Genomic DNA, 19,442 nt, shown 5'->3' with positions numbered 1-19,442 from the left:
GTGATCCCATGAAGGTCTGGAACCCGGTTGCGATGCGGGCCTACGCGCCGGCGATGGTTGGCTGGTGCCTCGCGCTGGCCGCCTGCCTGCGTGCGGAACAGCTGCGCGGCGACCTTCACGCGCAGGCCCTGCTGCCGGTACTGCAGGGCGGCGCGGTCGCCCTGCTGGTGTTCACGCTGTCCTGTATCGGTGCCGCCAGCATCGTGCTGTGGCGGACGGGCAGGAACGCGGTGGAGTGATGCGGTGGATGGTCACCGCATCCTCCACGTCATGTTGCGTCAGCGCAGTACTTCATCCGAACTGACCAGCTGCACGTCGTGCATCAGGTTGAGGTAAGCCTCGTAGTAGCCCTTGTGCGAGGCACCGACGATGGTCAGCATGCGGGTGCCTGGATGCTGGCCCAGGATGTCGCGCATGTTGGCGACCATGCGCAGGTTGCGGGTTTCCCAGTAGCCCACGTAGTTGCGGCCGAAGCCTTCCGGCGAGGGCTCGACGAGGGTCGCGCCGAAATCGCTGTTGAAAGCCACCATCGCGGCCTCGGGCGTGTTGTAGGCGCGATACATTGCGAGCAATCCATCCGGTTGAGCAAGATTGGCCTCCAGTCGTTCATCGGCCGCCCTGCGCGCTTTGACGAAGGAATTGTCCCAGGCACCGCGTATGGCGGCAGCGTAGGCCTTCTGCTGCGATTCCGGTGTTGGCGAATCTGCAGTGTGGTCGTCGACCGACCACAGGCGCTCCAGCCCCAGGCGTGCCGCAAGTACGCCGGCCACCAGTCCGGCCTCGTTGCGGCGGGCCATGCGCGTGTCGAGGAACTGCACCAGCTCCGGTGTCAGGCTGTCCGAAGCACGTCGCTCTTCCCTGGACAGCCGCAGCCATTGGACGACTGCCGAGCTGCTTTCGCCCGCGGCCAGGAACACGGCGGCCAATCGGCGCCGCTGGGCAGCGGTTGGCGCCTTCGGCCAATCCGCAAGCAGGCGTTCCATCTCCACGTTGGCGCTGGGCACGTCCAGGCCGGTGGCGGCCTGCGCCGGTGCCGGATCGACGCAGTAGTCCGCTACGCTCTCCGCGTATCGGGCCGGATTGCGGCGCATGAAGTCACACTGCAGGCCGGACAGGTTCTCCACCGCGATCGCGGTGGGCCGCCAGGCTTCCAGGCGCTGCAGCAGAGGTTCCAGCATCGCCGGCGTGAAGGTCTCCGGCAGGCTGGACAGGTGCGGGCTGCCCAGCACCAGCACTTCGTTCGGGCGTCCTGCGGGTGGTCCCTTCAGCTGGTCGGGGTGGAAGGCGGGTCGATAGGCGGCGTCGTTGGCCAGCGCGCTGCTGCTGCACAGGGCCAGGAAGAGAAGGCTGGCAAAGCGAGGGAACATGCGATCTCCATGTCGATAAGCATCCTGCGGGACCTTCATGCTGGTCATTTTCTCCTGCTGGGGAATCCCGCATTGGTCATGTAAACCTTTCTGCCTTGAGCTGCATCCTTCTGCTGAGCGATGCTGCACGCAATGCCCAGGCGATGCAGAAGATGACATTGGACGACTGGACCATCGACAGTCCGCGGCTGCACCTCCGGCCTTTCACGCCCGGTGATGCCGACGAGGCATTTGTGGCAATCACACCCGGGCTGACCCGCTACATGGCGTTCGAGCCGCCACCCTCGAAGGAGGCGTTTTCTGCCGTCTGGCGGACGTGGCTGCTTACCATCGCCGACGGGACCGACATCACGTTGGTGATCCGCAGGCGCGGGGATGGGGTATTCCTTGGCCTGGCAGGCCTGCATCGAGCCCGTGAAGCAGAACCCGAACTGGGCATCTGGATCGCAGAAGTGATGCATGGGCACGGCTATGGCCGCGAGGCAGTGGCGGCGGTGTGGTCGGCGGCCTCCGGGCGCCTGCGCTGTGCTGCGTTCCGCTACCCGGTGGCGGAACGGAACCAGTCCAGCCGTGCACTGGCTGAGTCCCTTGGTGGGCAGGCTGTGGCACGTGAGCAGGGCGTGAAGTACACGGCAATCGTCTACCGCATTCCGGCTGCAATGCACGGAGTTGCGACGGACGTCGCGGAATCCCGCTAAAGCGGCCGACGGCGTCGCCGATACTCCCTCTGGATCCCGCTCCAGTCACCCGCCGCAGGACCCCAGGCTGCCCCCGACGGGTGGTCCGCGCAGTGTGTTCCGCCGTTTCCAGATGCGATCGCACCCGCAGCAGACGTTCTTCGCAGTCGCTCGAGAGGTGCCCGTTGGCACCTGTAGTCCCTGGCAACTGATGTTGCCGCCGGGCATCCCGCCCGTCGGGTCACAACCGCTTACCGGACACCGAGGATCAGACAATGCTCATTCCAGGCTTCACGGCAGGCGCGCAGGCGCCGGCCGAGCTGCATACCCGTTGGTCGCCGTGGCGTGCGCTGCTTGGCGTGCTGGCGCCGCAGCAACGCACCAGCACGGAGGCGGCGATGACCGACCGCACCGAGCTGGAAGCGCAGGTGGCCGCGCTGCATCGCGTGCAGGCCGTCATCGAATTCGCGCTCGACGGCACCATCCTGCGGGCCAATGACAATTTCCTGCAGGCGATGGGTTACCGGCTGGAGGAGATCCAGGGCAAGCATCACTCCCTGTTCGTCGACCCCGAGCAGGCGCGCAGCGCGGAATACCGCGACTTCTGGGTACGCCTGGGGCGTGGCGAATATGACGCCGGACAGTACCGCCGCTTCGGCAAGGGCCAGCGTGAGATCTGGATCCAGGCTTCGTACAACCCGGTGCTGGACCGCCAGGGGCGGCCGTACAAGGTGGTCAAGTTCGCGACCGACATCACCGCGCAGAAGCTGCAGGCGGCCGACTCGGCGGGGCAACTGGCCGCGATCGCCAAATCGCAGGCGGTGATCGAGTTCAGCATGGATGGCCGCATCCTGTCGGCCAATGACAATTTCCTGGCCGCTACCGGCTACAGCCTGGACGAAGTGCGCGGGCAGCACCATTCGTTGTTTGTCGAGCCTGAGCATCGCAGCAGCGTCGAGTATCGCCAGTTCTGGGAGAAGCTCGGGCGCGGCGAATATGACGCCGGCCAGTATCGGCGCCTGGGCAAGGGCGGGCGCGAGGTCTGGATCCAGGCATCCTACAACCCGATCCTGGACCTCAATGGCAAGCCGTTCAAGGTCGTCAAGTACGCCACCGACATCACCGCGCAGGTGCACGAGAACCAGGCCATGCAGCGCGCCGTGGCGCAGACCCGCGAGGTGGTGGCTGCCGCCAAGCAGGGCGATCTGACCCAGCGCGTGGCCACCGCCGACAAGAACGGGTCGATCGCCGAACTGTGCGAAGGCGTGAATTCGCTGGTCGAGGCGATGGCCGCGATCATCGGCCAGATCAAGTTCGCCGCGGACACCATCGCAGTCGGCGCGACCGAAATCGCACAGGGCAACAGCGACCTCTCGCAGCGTACCGAGCAGCAGGCGGCCTCGCTGGAGGAAACCGCTGTGTCGATGAAAGGCCTGGCCGAGACCGTGCAGCGCACGGCCACCAACGCGCGCCAGGCCAGCCAGCTGGCCGGTGGAGCGGCCGACGTCGCCGCTCGAGGCGGCACTGTGGTGCATGAAGTGGTCGAGACGATGGCGGTGATCAATGCCTCGTCGCGGCGCATCGTCGACATCATCGGAGTGATCGACGGCATCGCCTTCCAGACCAACATTCTCGCGCTGAACGCAGCGGTGGAGGCTGCGCGTGCCGGTGAACATGGCCGCGGCTTTGCCGTGGTTGCCACTGAGATCCGCGAGCTGTCGCAGCGTTCGGCCAGCGCAGCCAAGGAGATCAAGCACCTGATCGATGAGTCGGTTGCCAATGTGGGCGCCGGCACGGCGCAGGTTGAGAGCGCGGGCCGTACCATGGATGAAATCGTGACCAACGTGCGCCGGGTCAGTGACCTGATGACTGAAATCAGCACGGCCTCGCAGCAGCAGAGCGACGATATCCAGCAGATGAATCATGCGGTCGACCTGATCGATCAGGGCACCCAGCAGAACGCGGCCCTGGTCGAGGAGGCGTCGGCGGCGGCGCGCAGCATGGAAGAGCAGTCGGCGCAGCTGCTGCAGACCGTGGCCAGCTTCCGCGTGCAGGGCGGGGCCGGGCACCGGCACGGAACAGCGGGGCTGCACGCGGTCTAGGCGCGGCGACCGGACGGGTCTTCCTTGCTATCGGTGTCGCCGCGTACGCAGTTGCGTCCGGCATGTTTGGCGCGATACAGGGCCTGGTCGGCGCGTTCGACCAGGTCGCGCGGATCGCGGTCTTCGCCGGGTGCCTGCCAGGCCACGCCGATGCTGATGGTAACGGTGGCCTCGGGGGCGGGCAGGGCTGCGGCTTCAACCGAAGCGCGCAGCCGTTCGCCCAGGCCCAGTGCGTGGGCGGCATCGGGCGAGGGCAGGGCGGCGATGAATTCTTCGCCGCCATAGCGCGCCAGCAGATCGTCACCCCGTTGCAGGCAGCCATCAAGAATGGCGGCGACCGACTGCAGGCGACGATCGCCCTCCGGATGGCCATAGGTGTCATTGAGCCGTTTGAAGTGGTCGATGTCGATCATCAGTACCGCCAGCCCGAGTCCCTGGCGGCGTGCGCGGCCACGGGCATTGCCAAGAGATTCGTCGAAGCTGCGGCGGTTGCCCAGCCCAGTCAGCGGATCGCGCCGCGCCAGCGTTTCCAGCTCATCGCGCTGGCGCTGGATCTCCACCTGGCTCAGCACGCTGCGCAGGGCATAACCGAGCATGGCACCAATGAAGCCCACCGTGGCCAGGGTGGGCTGCAGGCGCGCGACCAGCAGCGCCACCATCATCAGCAGCAAGGGCAGCATCAACGGCACGCCGGCGTCGACGATGTGGCGCAGGCTGCGCGATACCTCCACCGCCGGATAGCGGCGCTTGCTGGCGGCCATGACGGCCAGCACCACGAACAGTCCGCTGATCAGCAGGTCCCCCCAGTTGCCGTCAGGCAGCTGCGGCTGGCAGGTGTTGATGTAGAACGCCAGCAGGAAGTAGCCCAGCGCGTAGATCGCAAGTGTCCGGAAAAAATCGCGGCGGTCGGGATTGTCCTCGGCCAGGAAGCGGATCAGCGCGAAGCAGAACACCAGGCTGTTCTGTAGGTTGCTCATGGCGTTCAGGCATTGCGTCCACAATGCGGCGTTGAAATGCGCCATCGCCCGCGTGTGCCCGAAGTACAGCAGCCACAGCAGTGCGATGATCAGCAGGTCCACCGCGCGGATGCAGCGGTTGCCGCCGCCCGGGCTGGCGGCCACGTAGGTCAGGGGGATGCGGTAGAACACGTACAGGATCAGCGAAGACACGGTCATCTGCGCAGGATCGAGGCCGGCCACATTGCGGTACAGCAGGGCGAGCAGGGCCAGCGAGAACAGGCCCACGGCAGCGCCCAGCGTCCGCCATTTGCAGGCCGCCTGGCGGCTGTCACGCGCACGCCGCACGCAGGCCAGTGCAGCCAGCAACGGCGCAGTGATCAGCATCAGGTAGGAGCCGACCGGGTCCTGCGGGCCAACAAAGGCAATGACGAGCGCGTGCGTGACCAGAAAAAACAGTGCCGCACGCAACGTCATGCATTCCCCCGCCCCCAGCTCCGGCTGGGATCACGATAGGCAGAAGCACGTGTGGCTTGCAAGAAAAGTGTGCGCTGCGTCTATTCCAAAGCTTGCCGGAAGTCGCAGTTGTGTTTCAGCATGGTGACGCGGAGCCTTCGACGCGGGCGTACATCCAGAAGTCACGGGGCTGTCCTCGAACCCGCCGGTAAGCGCGCAGCAGGCCTTCGCGCTGCATGCCGAGGCGTTCCAGCACGGCGATCGAGCGGGCGTTGCTGTCCAGGACAGTCGCCTGGATTCGGACCAGAGCGAGTGCGGCATGGCCCCATTCGAGCACCGCGCGTGCTGCGTGCGTGGCCAGTCCCTGACCCTGCCAGCGCGGATCGAGATCATAGGCAAGTTCGCCGCGGCCATGCGACAGGTCGATTCCGTTCAGGCCAACGGTGCCGATCAGCTGGCTGTCGGCGCCCACCAGCGCCCAGCGCTGGTCCGTTGCCGTGGGCAGGTAACCGGCGATCTGGCAGCGCAGTGCTCTTTCGGAAACGTCGCCCCAGCTGGTGTGCTCGGTCACGCCCGGCAGCGAGAGATAGCCGGCCCAGGCGGCAGCATCATCCACGTGCAGTGGACGCAGCCGTGCGGGCAGGGTGGCGGGGAGCGTGGGCAGGGCGGGCGTTGGCATCGTCGCCAGTGTCGGCGCTCCGGTCCTGAAAATGCAAAAGGCCAGGTCGGGGACCTGGCCTTTGATGCAGTGGTGCCGGTGAAAGGACTCGAACCTTCATGGGGTCACCCCCGGCTGATTTTGAGTCAGCTGCGTATACCATTCCGCCACACCGGCAGGCAGCGTGTGAGTGTAACCGAGGTCGGCACGGCTTTCATAGTGGGGAGGCCGATCGGGGCGCGTCCTGTCGGCTTCGGCCCTGTCATGGCTATACTGCGGCGGCTTGAATGCCTCCAGGAGCGGTAGCCGATGACAGTGTTGCAGGACCTGAGGGTGCTGGTGGTCGAGAACGACGAGATGAGTGCCGCACTGCTGCAGATGCAGCTGGTGCATGCCGGTGCGACGGTGGTGGGGCTGGCCGCGAGCGTGGCTGAAGCGCTGCGCCTGCTGCAGGCGTCGACCCCGGACGTGGCCCTGCTCGATTACCGCCTGGCCCGCAATGAGACCAGCGAGCCGGTGGCTGCGGCACTGTCGGCGCGCGGAGTGCCGTTCGTGCTGGCCACCGGGATGCAGGCCGAGCAGCTGCCCGAGCCGATGCTGGCCGGCGTGCTGCTGGTGAAGCCCTATCTCTCGGCAGATCTGAGCCAGGCGCTGGTACGCGCAGTGGGCCGCGCCAGCGCCAGCGCCTGATTGGCGCGTGCTGAAGCGGTGGGCGTATCCTGCCCGGGCCTGAATGCTCAGGCCTGCAAGGAGAGTGGCATGAAGAAGTGGATCAAGCGCATGGTAGCTGCGGGTGTCCTTTCGATGGCGGTCTTCGGTGGTACGGCCTCTGCTGCGTGGTGTGGCCAGCCCTGTTTCCAGCTCTACAAGAGCTACATCGCGCGGGGTGGAGAGGTCGAACAATGCCTGCAGGAACAGGCCTTCTGCGAAGAGGCGATGTGCGGCGGCAATCCCTGATCCATGAACCCCGCCCAGGCGGGGTTTTTCATCTGTGCGCGGTGTTCAGCCCGCTTCTTCGTATACGTAGCGGATCTCCTCGCGGTCGTCGAGGATGCGGTACTGCCGCGCCAGGTCATCCGGATCGGGATTGAGCCAGGCATCGAGGTGTTCCTTGCGGATGGGAACGACGCCGCGGTCATGGCCCGCAGCGGCGACGTCGTGCGGAGGCGTGTCGGTGATCGTGGCAAATGACAGGAGGCGACCTTCTGGTCCTTCCCATTCCGCCCACAGGCAGGCCAGCAGCAGGTCGCGCGGGGGATCGGGCCGGAACTCCAGCACCACGTCCTGATCCTTCTCATCGGCACCCAGCGTACGGCCGGCGATGGCATGGCGTGGCACGTGCTCATAGAACGCCTGCACCACCACCACGCCGTGGCGCAGCCCGAACGCACCGCGCCAATAGCCTTCCAGGCTGTCGCGCCGCGCGTTGTAGGTGCCGGGATAGAGGATGTCGTTGCGCACCGGCTTGTCCGGCAGCCGGCACTGGTAGCGCATCGGCTTGATCACGCGTTTGCCGCCCTCGCTGACCATCACCGGTGCGTAGGTACCGGGGAAAATGCGGTTGTCGCGCGGCAGCAACTGCACCCGGTGCAGGTCTTCCAGCCGAGCCTGCGCACGATCGATGCGGTTGCCGGCCACGCGCAGGTCGTTGCGTGCTTTCTGGGTGGGGCGGGTCGCCAGCGTGGCATTGGCAATATCGCGTCGCTCGCGCTGGCGGGCCAGCTCCGCTTCCAGATCCTGGCGTTCCTGCGCATGCCACTGCTGGATTTTCGCGACGATGTCGCGGCCCTGCTCGGTGCGCGCGCCGGCGAAGCCGTCATCCATCGCCTTGGGAGTTCTGGGGCGCTTCTTGCCAGGATCGTGCGCGTACAGCTCCGCGAATTCTTCCAGCGACAGGATGGCGCCGAACTCGCGCACCAGCTTGGCGTAGTCGGCGCGGATGAGGGCGGAATAGCACATGGGAACTCTGCGGGCGTGGGTCGCAGCAGCTGCGACATGGATGAGGCAGGATAGCCCGACCTACAGGGAGATAGCGCATGAATGATTCCGTCGCCTGCCAGTTCCGCGACGCCGTGCCCACGGTCGAAGACTATTGCCAGTTGCGTGTGCTGGCGGGCCTCAGTGCCAAGAGCCAGGAGGCGGCGGCACGCGCGCTGCCCAATACCCTGTATGGCGTGTGTGCCTACCAGGGTAACGAGCTGGTGGCGATGGGGCGCATCGTCGGCGATGGGGGCTGCCACCTGCAGGTCTGCGATATCGCTGTGTTGCCGCGCCTGCAGGGGCAGGGCCTGGGCAAGGAAGTGATGCGTCGCCTGGAGGGCTGGATGCAGGCGAACCTGCCGCCGTCGGCATACGTCAGCCTTCTGGCGGATGGTGAAGCGCACCGGTTGTACGCGCAGTTTGGTTTCGCACCCACCGCACCTGCATCGATCGGGATGTATCGCCGGTTCTGAGGTGTGGCCGAGTTGAAGCCATCCACGCATGGCGTGGATCTACTGGGCCAACCGGCCGCCGGATCCATCCCGGCCCTGCAGTAGATCCGCGCCATGCGTGGATAGGGCCTTCCCAGGAATCACAGGCAAAGAAAAACCCCGGCCGAAGCCGGGGTTTTAAAGAATTGGCGTCCCCACGGGGATTCGAACCCCGGTCGCCACCGTGAAAGGGTGATGTCCTAGGCCTCTAGACGATGGGGACGCACGAAAAACTTCAAGTTGTAGAACTTTCGACGGCCTAATGTCGAAAGTGGTGGAGCCAAGCGGGATCGAACCGCTGACCTCCTGCATGCCATGCAGGCGCTCTCCCAGCTGAGCTATGGCCCCAATGAAACTCCGGATGATCTGCCGGGAGCAGAGTCCGTTTTGAAACTGGCGTCCCCACGGGGATTCGAACCCCGGTCGCCACCGTGAAAGGGTGATGTCCTAGGCCTCTAGACGATGGGGACGCAATTCTCATCAATGTTCTTTAGCGACCTTTCGACGGCCTAATGCCGAAAGATTGGTGGAGCCAAGCGGGATCGAACCGCTGACCTCCTGCATGCCATGCAGGCGCTCTCCCAGCTGAGCTATGGCCCCACGTCGCTGAGGAGCGAAATAATAGCCTTGCCCCAGGGGGTTGGCAAGCATTTGTTGCACTTTTCTTCACGTGCGTTGCGAAGCCGATGTCAGTCGCCTTTCGCCTGTGCAGCGTCGTCGGTCAGTGCCGCCAGGATCGGGCACTGGTCCAGCGCGCCGTGACCTGGGCAGGCGTCGACCAGCAGCGAAAGTGCAGTGTGCATGCGTTGCAGCTCCGCCATCCGCTGTGCGATGTCCTGCAGGCGCGCCTGCGCGGTGTCGCGCACGCTGCCCATGTCCTGCGAATGGCGATCGCTCAATGCGAGCAGCTCGCCGATCTCTTCCAGGCTGAAGCCCAGCGCCTTGGCGCGGCGGATGAATCGCAGCCGGCGCAGGTCCTGCTCGCCGAAGATGCGGTAGCCACCCGCCGAGCGGGCCGCGGTCGGCAGCAGCTGCTGTCGTTCGTAGTAGCGCACCGTATCGATCGGTACGCCCGCCTGGCGGGCCAGTTGTCCAATGTTCATGGCGGATTCCTGCAGGGGCTGCCGACCATTGTGAAGCCTGGAGTCTGGTCGAGAGTCAAGGCTTGGCCCGGGTGCGCGCATTCAGCGCACTTTGCAACTTTCTTCATAGCCCCGCCGATGGACCAGTTCCTACCCTTCGCCTGAACCGGCCGTTCGATGGCCTGCAACGAACCGAGGAGGTGGTCTGTGGAAGGATTCAGGAACGAAGGATTCGTCGAGATCGCGGTGGTTGAATACCCGGGAGGTGATCCGTCTGCCGCCTCCGTACTGGCCGAAATGGCGCACGTTGCCAATCGCCTTGCCCAGCAGCAGCGTCGGCCGTTCAAGCGGGTGCTGGTCACCCGCTGGATCGTGCCGGCCAGCCAGACCGGGGTGCATCGTATTGCGGGTGCGGAAATGCTCGATGCGGCCATCCCGGCTGTGATCGCGGTTCCCGGCCAGATCAGTGCCGGCGCGTGCCTGCGCGCGGACGAGGTCCTGCTGGACTGGCTGCGTGCGCACTATGACGGCGGCAGTCTGCTGGCCGCCGCCAGTGATGGCGTCAGCGTGCTGGCACGTGCCGGGTTGCTGGCCGGGCGTACGGTCAGTGGCCCCGATCTCGGGCGCCATCCAGGCCTGCAGGCGCAGGCCGCGAGCTGGGTGCCGAGCGAGCGGGCGCTGGTGGATGACGGTGACCTGCTGACGGTCGGCGGGGCCCAGGCCTGGCGCTTCCTTGGCCTGCGACTGTTGTACCGGCTGCACGGGCAGGGCGTGGCCAGTGCGGTCGCACAGCAACTGGGCATCACCGTGCCCGCCACGATCCAGCAGGACCTGGAGCGCTTCAGCGCCAACTTCGCACATGGCGATCGTGATGTGCTGAAGGCACAGCGCTGGCTGCACACCACGGCGGCACGCGGCGCCACCCTTGCCGCGATCTGCGAGGTCTCCGGGCTGGAGCCGCGCACACTGCAGCGGCGGTTCCTCAAGGCCACCGGCCTGCGGCCGATCGAATACTGCCAACGGCTGCGCATCGCCAAGGCGCAGACCCTGCTGCAGCAGGGGGCGGGTATCGATGAGGTGGCGTGGGGTGTCGGCTACGCTGATCAGAGTGCTTTCCGCCGGCTGTTCCTGCGCATCGTTGGCATGACGCCGGCCAACTATCGGCGTCACGTCAGCAGCAAGCGTCGCGAGCGGCCCTTGATGCCGTCGGTGGCAGGCAGCCTGCGCGGGCTGCAATCGCCGTCGGTGATGCAACTGGGGCGCAGCGCGGCCTGATGTCGGCGGCATCGTCGCGCTTGCAACCGGAGCGCGACACTTCGACCATGCAGTCAGTGGACGATTGAACAGGTGGTCTGATGTCGAGCGTTGGGCCGGTGCCGATGCCGGTGGTGTTGATTCTCGTGTGCGTAGTGATTGCCATGGCCGTGGCACGTCTATGGCCACGCAGGAAGGACGGCGTGCCGCTGCCTTCTGCACCCAGCATGGTTCTGGACATGCTGCTGGTGGGCCTGCTGTGTGGTCGCATCAGCTTCGTGGCCTTGAACTTCGCGCTGTATCGCGAGGCGCCGTGGAGCATTCTGCAGATTGCCGATGGTGGCTACCACCTGGTGGTTGTCCTGGTTGCGGGATCGGCATGGGGGCTGTGGCGGGTGCGCCCATGGCGGGCGTTGCGCGCCCCGGTGCTGGGCGCAGCGTTGGCGGGTGTGCTGCTATGGGCGGGCGGCAGTCAGCTGCTGTCCGCATGGCAGGAGCGGCAGATGCCCTTGCCGGTACTGCAGGTTGCTGATCTGCAGGGGGGCAGGGTTGATCTGCAGCAGTTCCGGGGAAAACCGCTGGTGCTGAATCTCTGGGCGACCTGGTGCGGGCCCTGCCGGCGCGAGATGCCGGTCCTGGCTGCGGCGCAGCAGGCGCATGCGGACGTGCAGTTCGTGTTCCTCAACCAGGGTGAAACCCTTGAGGAGGTCCAGGGTTTCGTTGCGCGCGAACGGCTCCTGCTGGGCAACGTATTGCTGGACGATGACGCTGCGGCATCCACGGTACTGGGCGTGCAGGCCTATCCCTCGACCCTGTTCTTCGACGCCGAAGGGCGCCTGCGTGAACTGCACCTGGGCGAACTGACGGCAGCCGGTCTTGAACACAAACTGCGCCGGCTGCGGTAGCCTGCGCGGGCATCTCACTACGGAGTTCCCATGTTGTCGACTTCCCTGCGCACCGCCCCTGCGGTGCTGTTGCTGCCGGTCCTGCTGGCATTGGCCGCCTGCAGCCAGGCACAGACGCCACCGGGCAAGACCGCCGCGGCACCGGCAGCGAGCGCCACAGCCACGGCCAACAAGGGCGATCGTCCTGCGGTGCTGAAGGGCATCGAGAAGCATGGTTTCGAGGTCGTCGCAGAATTCGATGCCCCCGGTGGCCTGCGGGGCTTCGCTGGCGTGGTCGGCGGCCAGCAGCCGGCAGCGGCCTATGTCACCGCTGATGGCAAGCACGTACTGGTCGGCAGCCTGTTCGATGCGGAGGGCAACGATGTAGCCGCTGAGGCCGTTGAAAAGCTGGTGGCTTCGCCGATGTCGGCCAAGATGTGGACCAAGCTGGAAGCCAGCGCCTGGGTGCGTGATGGCAAGGCCGATGCGCCGCGCGTGGTCTACACCTTCAGCGATGCCAACTGCCCGTACTGCCACAAGTTCTGGGAAGCGGCACGGCCGTGGGTCGATGCCGGCAAGGTGCAGCTGCGTCACATCATGGTCGGCGTGATCCGCGAGGACAGCCCGGCCAAGGCCGCGGCGATCCTTGCCGCGCGTGACCCGAGCGCAGCGCTGCTGCAGAACGAGCACGATTTTGATCGCGGTGGCATCAAGGCGCTGCCGAACATCAGCCGCGAGATCGCTGGCAAGCTCGACGCCAATCAGGTGCTGATGATCGAGATGGGCTTCCAGGGCACACCGGGCATCCTGTTCCAGGACGCACAGGGCCAGGTGCAGCGTCGTGCGGGTCTGCCGCAGGGTGCCGATCTGCAGACGGTGCTTGGCCCGCGCTGAGTGGCGCCAGCCCCATGAAACACTGCGCAGGCCCGCATGGCAGCATGCGGGCCTGTCGCATTCCATGGCGGGCATTGCGGTTGCGGGCCCGCGCAACAGTGGTTCATCGTCACGTCTGAATCGTGACTGACATCAAGCATCCCGCCTTGATTCCAATCAAGGCCAAAAACGACAGGCGGATTAGCCTGTGACGCATGGAATACAGCGTCAATGCGCGATGGATGCCGCGCTCGCCACGCCCTGATCAGGGTCGGCTGGCACAGCCATTCACAACACTCTCACTCTGTGCTTGTTACCCAGACCGCTGCGGTCGCCACCTCTCTGGCAGCGCGGCCTTGATGGCGTCGACATCGGTGCGGGCAGGACAGTGTCATCGTCCTGTTGCCTGCCATGCGCAGGCTGGCCGGTGTCGTCGACGCAGTATCCGCATTTCCAGCAACGGCAGCACGAGGCCGGAGTGGCGCATGCGTGCGTCCCGTCTGCGTGCTGCGAACAGGGGTCGTCCAGGGAGGATGCAATGCGCGTGGCGGTACTGAGCCTGGCCTGTGTGACAGCACTGGCGATCACGCCGGCGTATGCACAGGTGGATGACAAGGAGGACGCGCAGGCGCTGCGTCGTGAGATTGCGGTCATGCGGCAGGCACTGGAGGGCATGCAGCAGCGGTTGGACCGCCTTGAGCAGCGCGACGCAACCGTTGCGCCTGCTACTGCACAGGCACCCGCCCCCGTGGTCGCGCCTGCCAGTACTGCCAACCTGCTGCACCCCACCCAGGTACCGGGCGTGGCACAGCCGGTGCTGCCGCAGCGCGAATCGGTGGCCGATCCGTCCACCGCCGCGTCGCGACCGGACAGTGCGGCCGGCCCGACCGATCCGGACCTGAAGGGCTTCTTCGCCATTCCGGGTACTGACACGGTGATCCGCATCGGCGGCTACGCCAAGCTCGATGCCATCGCCGATTCGCGTGCAGCGGGGGATGAGGATCAGTTCATTCCCTCGTCGATGCCGGTCGGTGGCAGTCATCGTGATGTCTCGAACTTCAACATCCATGCCAAGCAGACCCGCTTCAGTTTCGAGGCGCGGCGTCCGACCACGCACGGCAACCTGCGCTTCTATCTGGAGAACGACTTCTTCGGCAGTAGTGACGGCTACGAATTCCGGCTGCGCCATGCCTATGGCCAGCTCGGCAATACCTACGCCGGCTATGGCTATTCCAGTTTCATGGATCCGGACAGCCTGCCCGACACATTGGATTTCGCAGGTCCCGGCGGTGCCGGCTACCTGCTGGTGGCAGGCATCCACCACAGCTTTGCGATGGGCAAGGGCAACACCCTGACCGTCGCCGCCGAAGATCCGAAGACCGAACTGGCCGGCGCCAGCGATGAGCGAGCGGCAGTGAACCGCCTGCCCGACGTGACGGTGACCGCGCGCATGGAGCGCGACTGGGGCCACCTGCAGCTGGGTGCGGTGGCACGCAGCCTGGCCTATGACGGCGATGGCGAGCGCGACCGGCGTATGGCCGGTGGCCTGCAACTCAGCGGTTCGGCCTCGGTGGGCGAGCGCGACCTGCTGCTGTTCGGTGCCCTCGGCGGGCGCGGCCTCAGCCGTTACACCGCCGACCTGACCGGCTCCGGGCTGGACGCGGTGGTCGGTGCCGATGGCCGCCTTGATGCGCTGGACCTGCACGGTGGGTTCGTTGGCTACACCCACTACTGGTCCGAGCTGTGGCGTTCGAACCTGATCTTCGGCCAGCTGACCCTGGAGCGGAATGCTGCATTGGCAGCCGACGCATTCCGTCAGAGCCGCTACGGCGTGTTCAACCTGATCTGGAGCCCGGCACCGTCGTGGACGATGGGCATGGAGCTGCTGTACGGCCGCCTGGAACAGCAGAGCGGCGCGCGCGGCGACACGGTCCGGGTGCAGGGCAGTCTGCAATACAACTTCATCAAATAGGCGCCAGCGGTCGTACGCCAGCGTAACCGTCCCCACGCCCGGTTGTACCGGGCTCATGCCAGTACAGGAGATTGTCATGGCAGAAGCAAAGAAAATCGGGGTGGTCGGAGCCACCTTCCTCGTCGCCGGCAACATGATGGGCTCAGGCGTGTTCCTGTTGCCGTCCAGTCTGGCCAAGATCGGCACCGCCTCGATCTGGGGCTGGCTGATCACCACCGCCGGTGCGCTGCTGCTGGCCTTCGTGTTCGCCAAGCTGGGCAAGCTGGCACCGAAGGCCGGCGGTCCCTATGCCTATGCGCGTGACTGGTTCGGGCCCTACATGGGCTTCCAGACCAATACCATCTACTGGTTCGCCAACTGGATCGGCAACGTCGCCATTCCTATCGCGGCGGTGGGCTACTTCAGCTACTTCTTCCCGATCCTGTCCGAGCCGCTGGTGCGCTGCATCGCGGTGCTTGTGCTGGTGTGGGCGCTGAGCTTCGCCAACATGATCGGCCCGGCCTTCGTCAGCCGCGTGCAGACGGTCACCACCAGCTTCGCGCTGGTGCCGATCCTGGGCATCGCCATCTTCGGCTGGTTCTTCTTCGATGCCGACATCTTCAAGGGCGCCTACAACGTGTCCGGTGAATCCAACTTCGGCGCGATCTCCAGTGCCGCGGCACTCACCCTGTGGGCCTTCATCGGCGTCGAATCGGCCTCGGTGACTGCCGGCGTGGTGGAGAATCCGGAAAAGAACGTGGCCCGCGCCACCCTGGCGGGTGTGTTCCTGGCCGCGATCGCCTACATCGCCAGTTCCTCGGTGATCATGGGCATGGTGCCCAATGGCGAGCTGCAGGTGTCCGATGCGCCGTTCGCACTGGCTGCCGCCAAGGCCGTCGGTGGCTGGGGCGGCGCGCTGGTGAGCCTGTGTGCCTTCATCGGTGCTGCCGGTTCGCTGGGCGGCTGGATCCTGCTGACCGCACAGAGCGCCAAGGCAGCCTCCGATGACGGCCTGTTCCCGAGCATCTTCAGCAAGACCAACAAGGATGACGTGCCGGTCAAGGGCGTGCTGATCGTGGCGGTGCTGATGACCCTGGCGGTGCTGGTCACCTCCACCTCGGAAACCGCGTCGGCCCAGTTCGACGTGATCACGTCGGCGGCGGTGGTGCTGACCCTGCTGCCCTACATCTACTCGTGCGTGGCCTGCTACTTCGTGGTCGAGCGTTCGCACACCCTGGTCCACACCGGTGCGTTCTGGACACTGACCAGCCTGACCGTCGTGTACTGCCTGTGGGCGATCTACGGCTCGTCGGGAACCATCGTGCAGTACGCCTTCCTGTTCGTGCTGTTCATCACCGTGTTCTATCCCTTCTTCAGCGAGGAGCGCCGCCAGCAGCGGCAGCGCGCCCGCGAGGCATCGGCCATCAGCGCCGGCGCCCAGCGTTCCTGAGTTAGACAAGGAGAATCAACGTGTACTTCAAGTCCCTGGACTATCCGGTCATTGTCATCGACAACGACTACGAGTCGCCGCGCATCGGCGGCATCCTGATCCGCGCCCTGGTGGAGGAGCTGCGCAGCAACGACCAGCGCGTGCTGTGCGGCCTGAACCTGGATGATGCCCGCGCCGGTGCCCGCACCTACGTGGCGGCCTCGGCGGTGCTGATCTCGATCGATGGCAGTGAAGAGGTGGATGGCGAGTTCCAGCGCCTGACCGCCTTCCTGCGCGAGCAGAGCGCACGCCGCGCCAATCTGCCGGTGTTCCTGTACGGCGAGCGCCGCACCATCGAGAAGGTGCCGAGCAAGCTGCTCAAGTACATCCACGGTTTCATCTTCCTGTTCGAAGATACCAAGAGCTTCATCTCGCGGCAGGTGATGCGCGCGGCCGAAGACTACATGAAGAACCTGCTGCCGCCGTTCTTCAAGGCATTGATCCACCATGCGGCCGAGTCGAACTACTCCTGGCACACGCCAGGCCATGCCGGCGGCGTGGCGTTCACCAAGTCGCCGGTCGGTCGTGCATTCCATCAGTTCTACGGCGAGAACACCCTGCGCAGCGATCTGTCGATCTCGGTGCCGGAACTGGGTTCGCTGCTCGATCACACCGGCCCGATCAAGGACGCCGAGAACGAGGCCGCACGCAACTTCGGTGCCGACCATACCTTCTTCGTCACCAATGGAACCTCCACCGCCAACAAGATCGTCTGGCATGGCACGGTGGCCCGTGGCGATGTGGTGTTCGTCGATCGCAACTGCCACAAATCGCTGCTGCACGCGCTGATCATGACCGGCGCGGTGCCGGTGTATTTCACTCCCAGCCGCAACGCGCATGGCATCATCGGCCCGATCAGCCTGGACCAGTTCACGCCCGAGTCGCTGCAGCAGCGTATCGCCGCCAACCCGCTGGCCAGCAAGGCCTACAAGGCCGGCTCCAAGCCGCGCATCGCGGTGGTCACCAACTCCACCTACGATGGCCTGTGCTACAACGCCGAGAAGATCGCCGACGAGATCGGCAGCGCGGTGGACTTCCTGCATTTCGACGAAGCCTGGTACGCCTACGCTGCGTTCCATCCGTTCTACGAGAACCACTACGGCATGGCCAAGGGCAAGCCGCGCGAGCAGGATGCGATCATCTTCACCACGCATTCCACGCACAAGCTGCTGGCCGCGTTCTCGCAGGCCTCGATGATCCACGTGCGCAACTCGGCGCAGCGCGACCTGGATGCCGAGCGCTTCAACGAGTCGTTCATGATGCACACCTCGACCAGCCCGCATTACGGAGTGATCGCGGCCTGTGACGTGGCCTCGAAGATGATGGAAGGCGATGCCGGCCGTTCGCTGGTACAGGAAATGCACGATGAAGCCATCGCCTTCCGCCGCGCGATGCTGCATGTCCGCGATGATCTCGGCCGCGACGACTGGTGGTTCAGCGTGTGGCAGCCGACCCAGGTCGAGCGCAGCCTGGACAAGGGCGATACGCCGGCACCGATGGTGGCCAAGCGCGAGGAGTGGTACCTGCAGCCGGATGCGCACTGGCACGGCTTCGAGAACCTGGTGGATGACTATGTTCTGATCGACCCGATCAAGGTGACCCTGCTGACCCCGGGCCTGGCGATGGACGGCAGCATGGGCAAGCTGGGCATTCCGGCGGCGGTGCTGAGCAAGTTCCTGTGGGGCCGCGGCATCACCGTGGAGAAGACCAACCTGTACTCGGTGCTGTTCCTGTTCTCGATGGGCATCACCAAGGGCAAGTGGAGCACCCTGGTCACCGAGCTGATGGCGTTCAAGGAACTCTACGACCGCAACGCACCGCTGAGCCAGGCACTGCCGACGCTGGCTGCCGACTATCCGAATGCCTACGCCGGCTGGGGCCTGCGTGACCTGTGCGACGCGCTGCACGCGTTCAACCAGGAATTCGCCGTGGCCAAGGTGATGCGCGAGATGTACGTGGATCTGCCGACGCCGGTGATGACCCCGGCCGATGCCTACAACCACCTTGTGAAGGGCGAGATCGAACGGGTCGACATCGAGCAGATCAGTGGCCGCATTGCGGCGACCATGCTGGTGCCGTACCCGCCGGGCATCCCGACCATCATGCCGGGTGAGCGTTTTGGTGACAGCGACGAGCCGATCATCCAGTCGCTGCGCATCGCCCGGGAGCAGAACGCCCGTTTCCCGGGCTTCGAGTCGGACGTGCACGGGCTCATCATCGAGCAGGAGGGTGATGCGGTTTCGTACAAGGTGGAGGTGCTGAAGGCCTGACCGGCAACGGTCGGCCCCTCGGCGAACGATGGATACTGCGCGCGAGCAACGCATCCTGAAGTTCTCGATCGGGGTCACCCTGGCGGTCAGCGCGGTCGGCTTCATCGGTGGCCTGCTGGTGGGATCGCAGGCCATCCTGTTCGACGGCGTGTACAGCCTGGTCGACGTCGCCCTGACCCTGGTGTCGTTGTCGGTGCTGCGGCTGGTGGCGCGGGAACAGAGCCCGCGCTTCCAGTACGGCTACTGGCATCTGGAGCCGATGGTCGAGGCGCTGGGCGGGGTGATCCTGTCGCTGGCCTGCGTGTACGCGTTGGCCAACGCCGTGATCGGTTTGACCACGGGCGGGCACGAAGTGAAATTCGGGCCCGCGCTGTGGTGGGCGGCATTGCTGAGTGCCAGCAACCTGGCGATGGCGGCGTTCGTCGCGCAGCGGGCGCGGCATCTGCGCTCCGCGCTGTTGTGGCTGGATGTGCGCGGCTGGCTGCTGGGCGGGTTGATGAGCCTGGCGGTGGTGCTGGCCTTCGTGTTGGCGCTGGTCCTGCACGGTGGTGAGTGGCACCACTGGGTGCCGTACCTGGATTCGATCGTGCTGGCGTTGATCAGCCTGGCGGTGTTGCCGGTGCCGGCGCGGGGTGCCTGGAAGGCCATGCGCGAAGTGCTGCAGGTGGCACCGGATGATCTGGACCGGCGCGTGCAGCGGGTGATGCAGGCGTTCGTCGCCGAGCGTGGCTATGCCGGTTTCACCAGCCATGTGGCGAAGATGGGGCGGATGCGCTTCATCGAGATCCACGTGCTGGCCGACCCGGCCACGCCGCTGGGTTCAGTGGGCGAGGTCGATGCGATGCGTGACGAGATTGCAGTGCGGCTGGATGCACGGGGCAGCACGTTCTGGTTGACCATTGATTTCACCGCAGACCCAGCGTGGACGTGACCACGCTTCTGTAGAGTCGAG

General features: G+C 65.6%; 18 protein-coding genes and 5 tRNA genes. 13 read left to right on the top strand and 10 right to left on the bottom strand.

The window, feature by feature from the left end:
* Positions 1-8 precede the first annotated feature (8 nt).
* Positions 9-239 (top strand): hypothetical protein, encoded by a 231-nt coding sequence (locus tag ACMZ91_RS14130; RefSeq protein WP_049400551.1) that lies wholly within the window; start codon positions 9-11, stop codon positions 237-239.
* 39 nt (positions 240-278) lie between these two features.
* Here the strand turns inward: ACMZ91_RS14130 and ACMZ91_RS14125 are convergent, their stop codons facing one another.
* The gene (locus ACMZ91_RS14125; protein ID WP_049461920.1) at positions 279-1,367 is read right to left on the bottom strand and encodes a DUF5694 domain-containing protein; all 1,089 of its coding nucleotides are present in this window, start codon (positions 1,365-1,367) and stop codon (positions 279-281) included.
* A gap of 95 nt (positions 1,368-1,462) precedes the next feature.
* Between ACMZ91_RS14125 and ACMZ91_RS14120 the strand changes: the two genes are divergently transcribed.
* Together ACMZ91_RS14120 and ACMZ91_RS14115 are read left to right on the top strand one after the other, a co-directional pair.
* A complete protein-coding gene (locus tag ACMZ91_RS14120) occupies positions 1,463-2,065 on the top strand; it encodes a GNAT family N-acetyltransferase (RefSeq protein WP_495497667.1) in 603 nt (200 codons plus the stop codon).
* A gap of 254 nt (positions 2,066-2,319) precedes the next feature.
* Positions 2,320-4,146 (top strand): methyl-accepting chemotaxis protein, encoded by a 1,827-nt coding sequence (locus ACMZ91_RS14115; protein WP_049461921.1) that lies wholly within the window; start codon positions 2,320-2,322, stop codon positions 4,144-4,146.
* Here ACMZ91_RS14115 and ACMZ91_RS14110 read toward each other — a convergent pair.
* The 3 genes from ACMZ91_RS14110 to ACMZ91_RS14100 form a co-directional block, all read right to left on the bottom strand.
* Entirely contained in the window at positions 4,143-5,579 is a 1,437-nt protein-coding gene (locus ACMZ91_RS14110; protein WP_049461922.1) for a GGDEF domain-containing protein, read from the bottom strand. The genes ACMZ91_RS14115 and ACMZ91_RS14110 overlap by 4 nt on opposite strands.
* Before the next feature lie 115 nt (positions 5,580-5,694).
* Entirely contained in the window at positions 5,695-6,237 is a 543-nt protein-coding gene (locus tag ACMZ91_RS14105; RefSeq protein WP_032129386.1) for a GNAT family N-acetyltransferase, read from the bottom strand.
* 70 nt (positions 6,238-6,307) lie between these two features.
* Positions 6,308-6,393 (bottom strand) — tRNA-Leu (locus ACMZ91_RS14100).
* A 132-nt stretch (positions 6,394-6,525) separates the two neighbouring features.
* On the opposite strand from ACMZ91_RS14100, the gene ACMZ91_RS14095 reads away from it, so the two are divergent.
* Together ACMZ91_RS14095 and ACMZ91_RS14090 are read left to right on the top strand one after the other, a co-directional pair.
* Complete coding sequence (locus ACMZ91_RS14095; RefSeq protein ID WP_032129385.1) at positions 6,526-6,906, top strand: response regulator; 381 nt, start codon at positions 6,526-6,528, stop codon at positions 6,904-6,906.
* Between the two features lie 69 nt (positions 6,907-6,975).
* Complete coding sequence (locus tag ACMZ91_RS14090; RefSeq protein ID WP_414578476.1) at positions 6,976-7,173, top strand: hypothetical protein; 198 nt, start codon at positions 6,976-6,978, stop codon at positions 7,171-7,173.
* A gap of 45 nt (positions 7,174-7,218) precedes the next feature.
* Here ACMZ91_RS14090 and ACMZ91_RS14085 read toward each other — a convergent pair whose 3' ends face one another.
* Positions 7,219-8,175: an SOS response-associated peptidase family protein gene (locus ACMZ91_RS14085; protein ID WP_414578474.1), complete on the bottom strand. Its 957-nt coding sequence runs from the start codon at positions 8,173-8,175 to the stop codon at positions 7,219-7,221.
* A gap of 77 nt (positions 8,176-8,252) precedes the next feature.
* Here ACMZ91_RS14085 and ACMZ91_RS14080 point away from each other — a divergent pair, with 77 nt between their 5' ends.
* The gene (locus ACMZ91_RS14080; protein ID WP_010484960.1) at positions 8,253-8,669 is read left to right on the top strand and encodes a GNAT family N-acetyltransferase; all 417 of its coding nucleotides are present in this window, start codon (positions 8,253-8,255) and stop codon (positions 8,667-8,669) included.
* Positions 8,670-8,834: 165 nt separating this feature from the next.
* On the opposite strand, the gene ACMZ91_RS14075 is transcribed toward ACMZ91_RS14080, so the two are convergent.
* From ACMZ91_RS14075 to ACMZ91_RS14055, 5 genes are all read right to left on the bottom strand, one after another.
* Positions 8,835-8,910: transfer RNA gene (locus ACMZ91_RS14075), tRNA-Glu, on the bottom strand.
* A 49-nt stretch (positions 8,911-8,959) separates the two neighbouring features.
* Positions 8,960-9,035, bottom strand: a tRNA-Ala gene (locus ACMZ91_RS14070).
* A 46-nt stretch (positions 9,036-9,081) separates the two neighbouring features.
* A tRNA-Glu gene (locus tag ACMZ91_RS14065) sits at positions 9,082-9,157 on the bottom strand.
* A gap of 54 nt (positions 9,158-9,211) precedes the next feature.
* Positions 9,212-9,287, bottom strand: a tRNA-Ala gene (locus ACMZ91_RS14060).
* Between the two features lie 89 nt (positions 9,288-9,376).
* Complete coding sequence (locus ACMZ91_RS14055) at positions 9,377-9,790, bottom strand: heavy metal-responsive transcriptional regulator (RefSeq protein WP_032129382.1); 414 nt, start codon at positions 9,788-9,790, stop codon at positions 9,377-9,379.
* Positions 9,791-9,976: 186 nt separating this feature from the next.
* Between ACMZ91_RS14055 and ACMZ91_RS14050 the strand changes: the two genes are divergently transcribed.
* The 7 genes from ACMZ91_RS14050 (at position 9,977) to ACMZ91_RS14020 (ending at position 19,421) form a co-directional block, all read left to right on the top strand.
* The gene (locus ACMZ91_RS14050) at positions 9,977-11,044 is read left to right on the top strand and encodes a GlxA family transcriptional regulator (protein WP_032129381.1); all 1,068 of its coding nucleotides are present in this window, start codon (positions 9,977-9,979) and stop codon (positions 11,042-11,044) included.
* Positions 11,045-11,124: 80 nt separating this feature from the next.
* Positions 11,125-11,928 (top strand): TlpA disulfide reductase family protein, encoded by an 804-nt coding sequence (locus ACMZ91_RS14045; protein WP_049461604.1) that lies wholly within the window; start codon positions 11,125-11,127, stop codon positions 11,926-11,928.
* Positions 11,929-11,958: 30 nt separating this feature from the next.
* Positions 11,959-12,801 carry a thiol:disulfide interchange protein DsbG gene (gene dsbG, locus ACMZ91_RS14040; protein WP_049422839.1) on the top strand — a complete coding sequence of 281 codons (843 nt, stop codon included), beginning with the start codon at positions 11,959-11,961 and terminating at the stop codon, positions 12,799-12,801.
* Positions 12,802-13,318: 517 nt separating this feature from the next.
* Entirely contained in the window at positions 13,319-14,752 is a 1,434-nt protein-coding gene (locus ACMZ91_RS14035) for a DcaP family trimeric outer membrane transporter (protein WP_049461603.1), read from the top strand.
* Between the two features lie 76 nt (positions 14,753-14,828).
* A complete protein-coding gene (gene adiC, locus ACMZ91_RS14030; RefSeq protein ID WP_197612278.1) occupies positions 14,829-16,181 on the top strand; it encodes an arginine/agmatine antiporter in 1,353 nt (450 codons plus the stop codon).
* Positions 16,182-16,201: 20 nt separating this feature from the next.
* Positions 16,202-18,490, top strand: coding sequence for an Orn/Lys/Arg family decarboxylase (locus ACMZ91_RS14025; RefSeq protein ID WP_149908564.1), 2,289 nt, complete (start codon positions 16,202-16,204; stop codon positions 18,488-18,490).
* Positions 18,491-18,518: 28 nt separating this feature from the next.
* The gene (locus tag ACMZ91_RS14020; protein WP_049398424.1) at positions 18,519-19,421 is read left to right on the top strand and encodes a cation diffusion facilitator family transporter; all 903 of its coding nucleotides are present in this window, start codon (positions 18,519-18,521) and stop codon (positions 19,419-19,421) included.
* The last annotated feature ends 21 nt before the right edge of the window (positions 19,422-19,442 follow it).

The organism is Stenotrophomonas sp. FR024, assembly GCF_047500745.2.
Classification (GTDB): Bacteria; Pseudomonadota; Gammaproteobacteria; order Xanthomonadales; family Xanthomonadaceae; genus Stenotrophomonas; species Stenotrophomonas maltophilia_A.
This window is presented reverse-complemented; position numbering and strand designations above follow the sequence as displayed.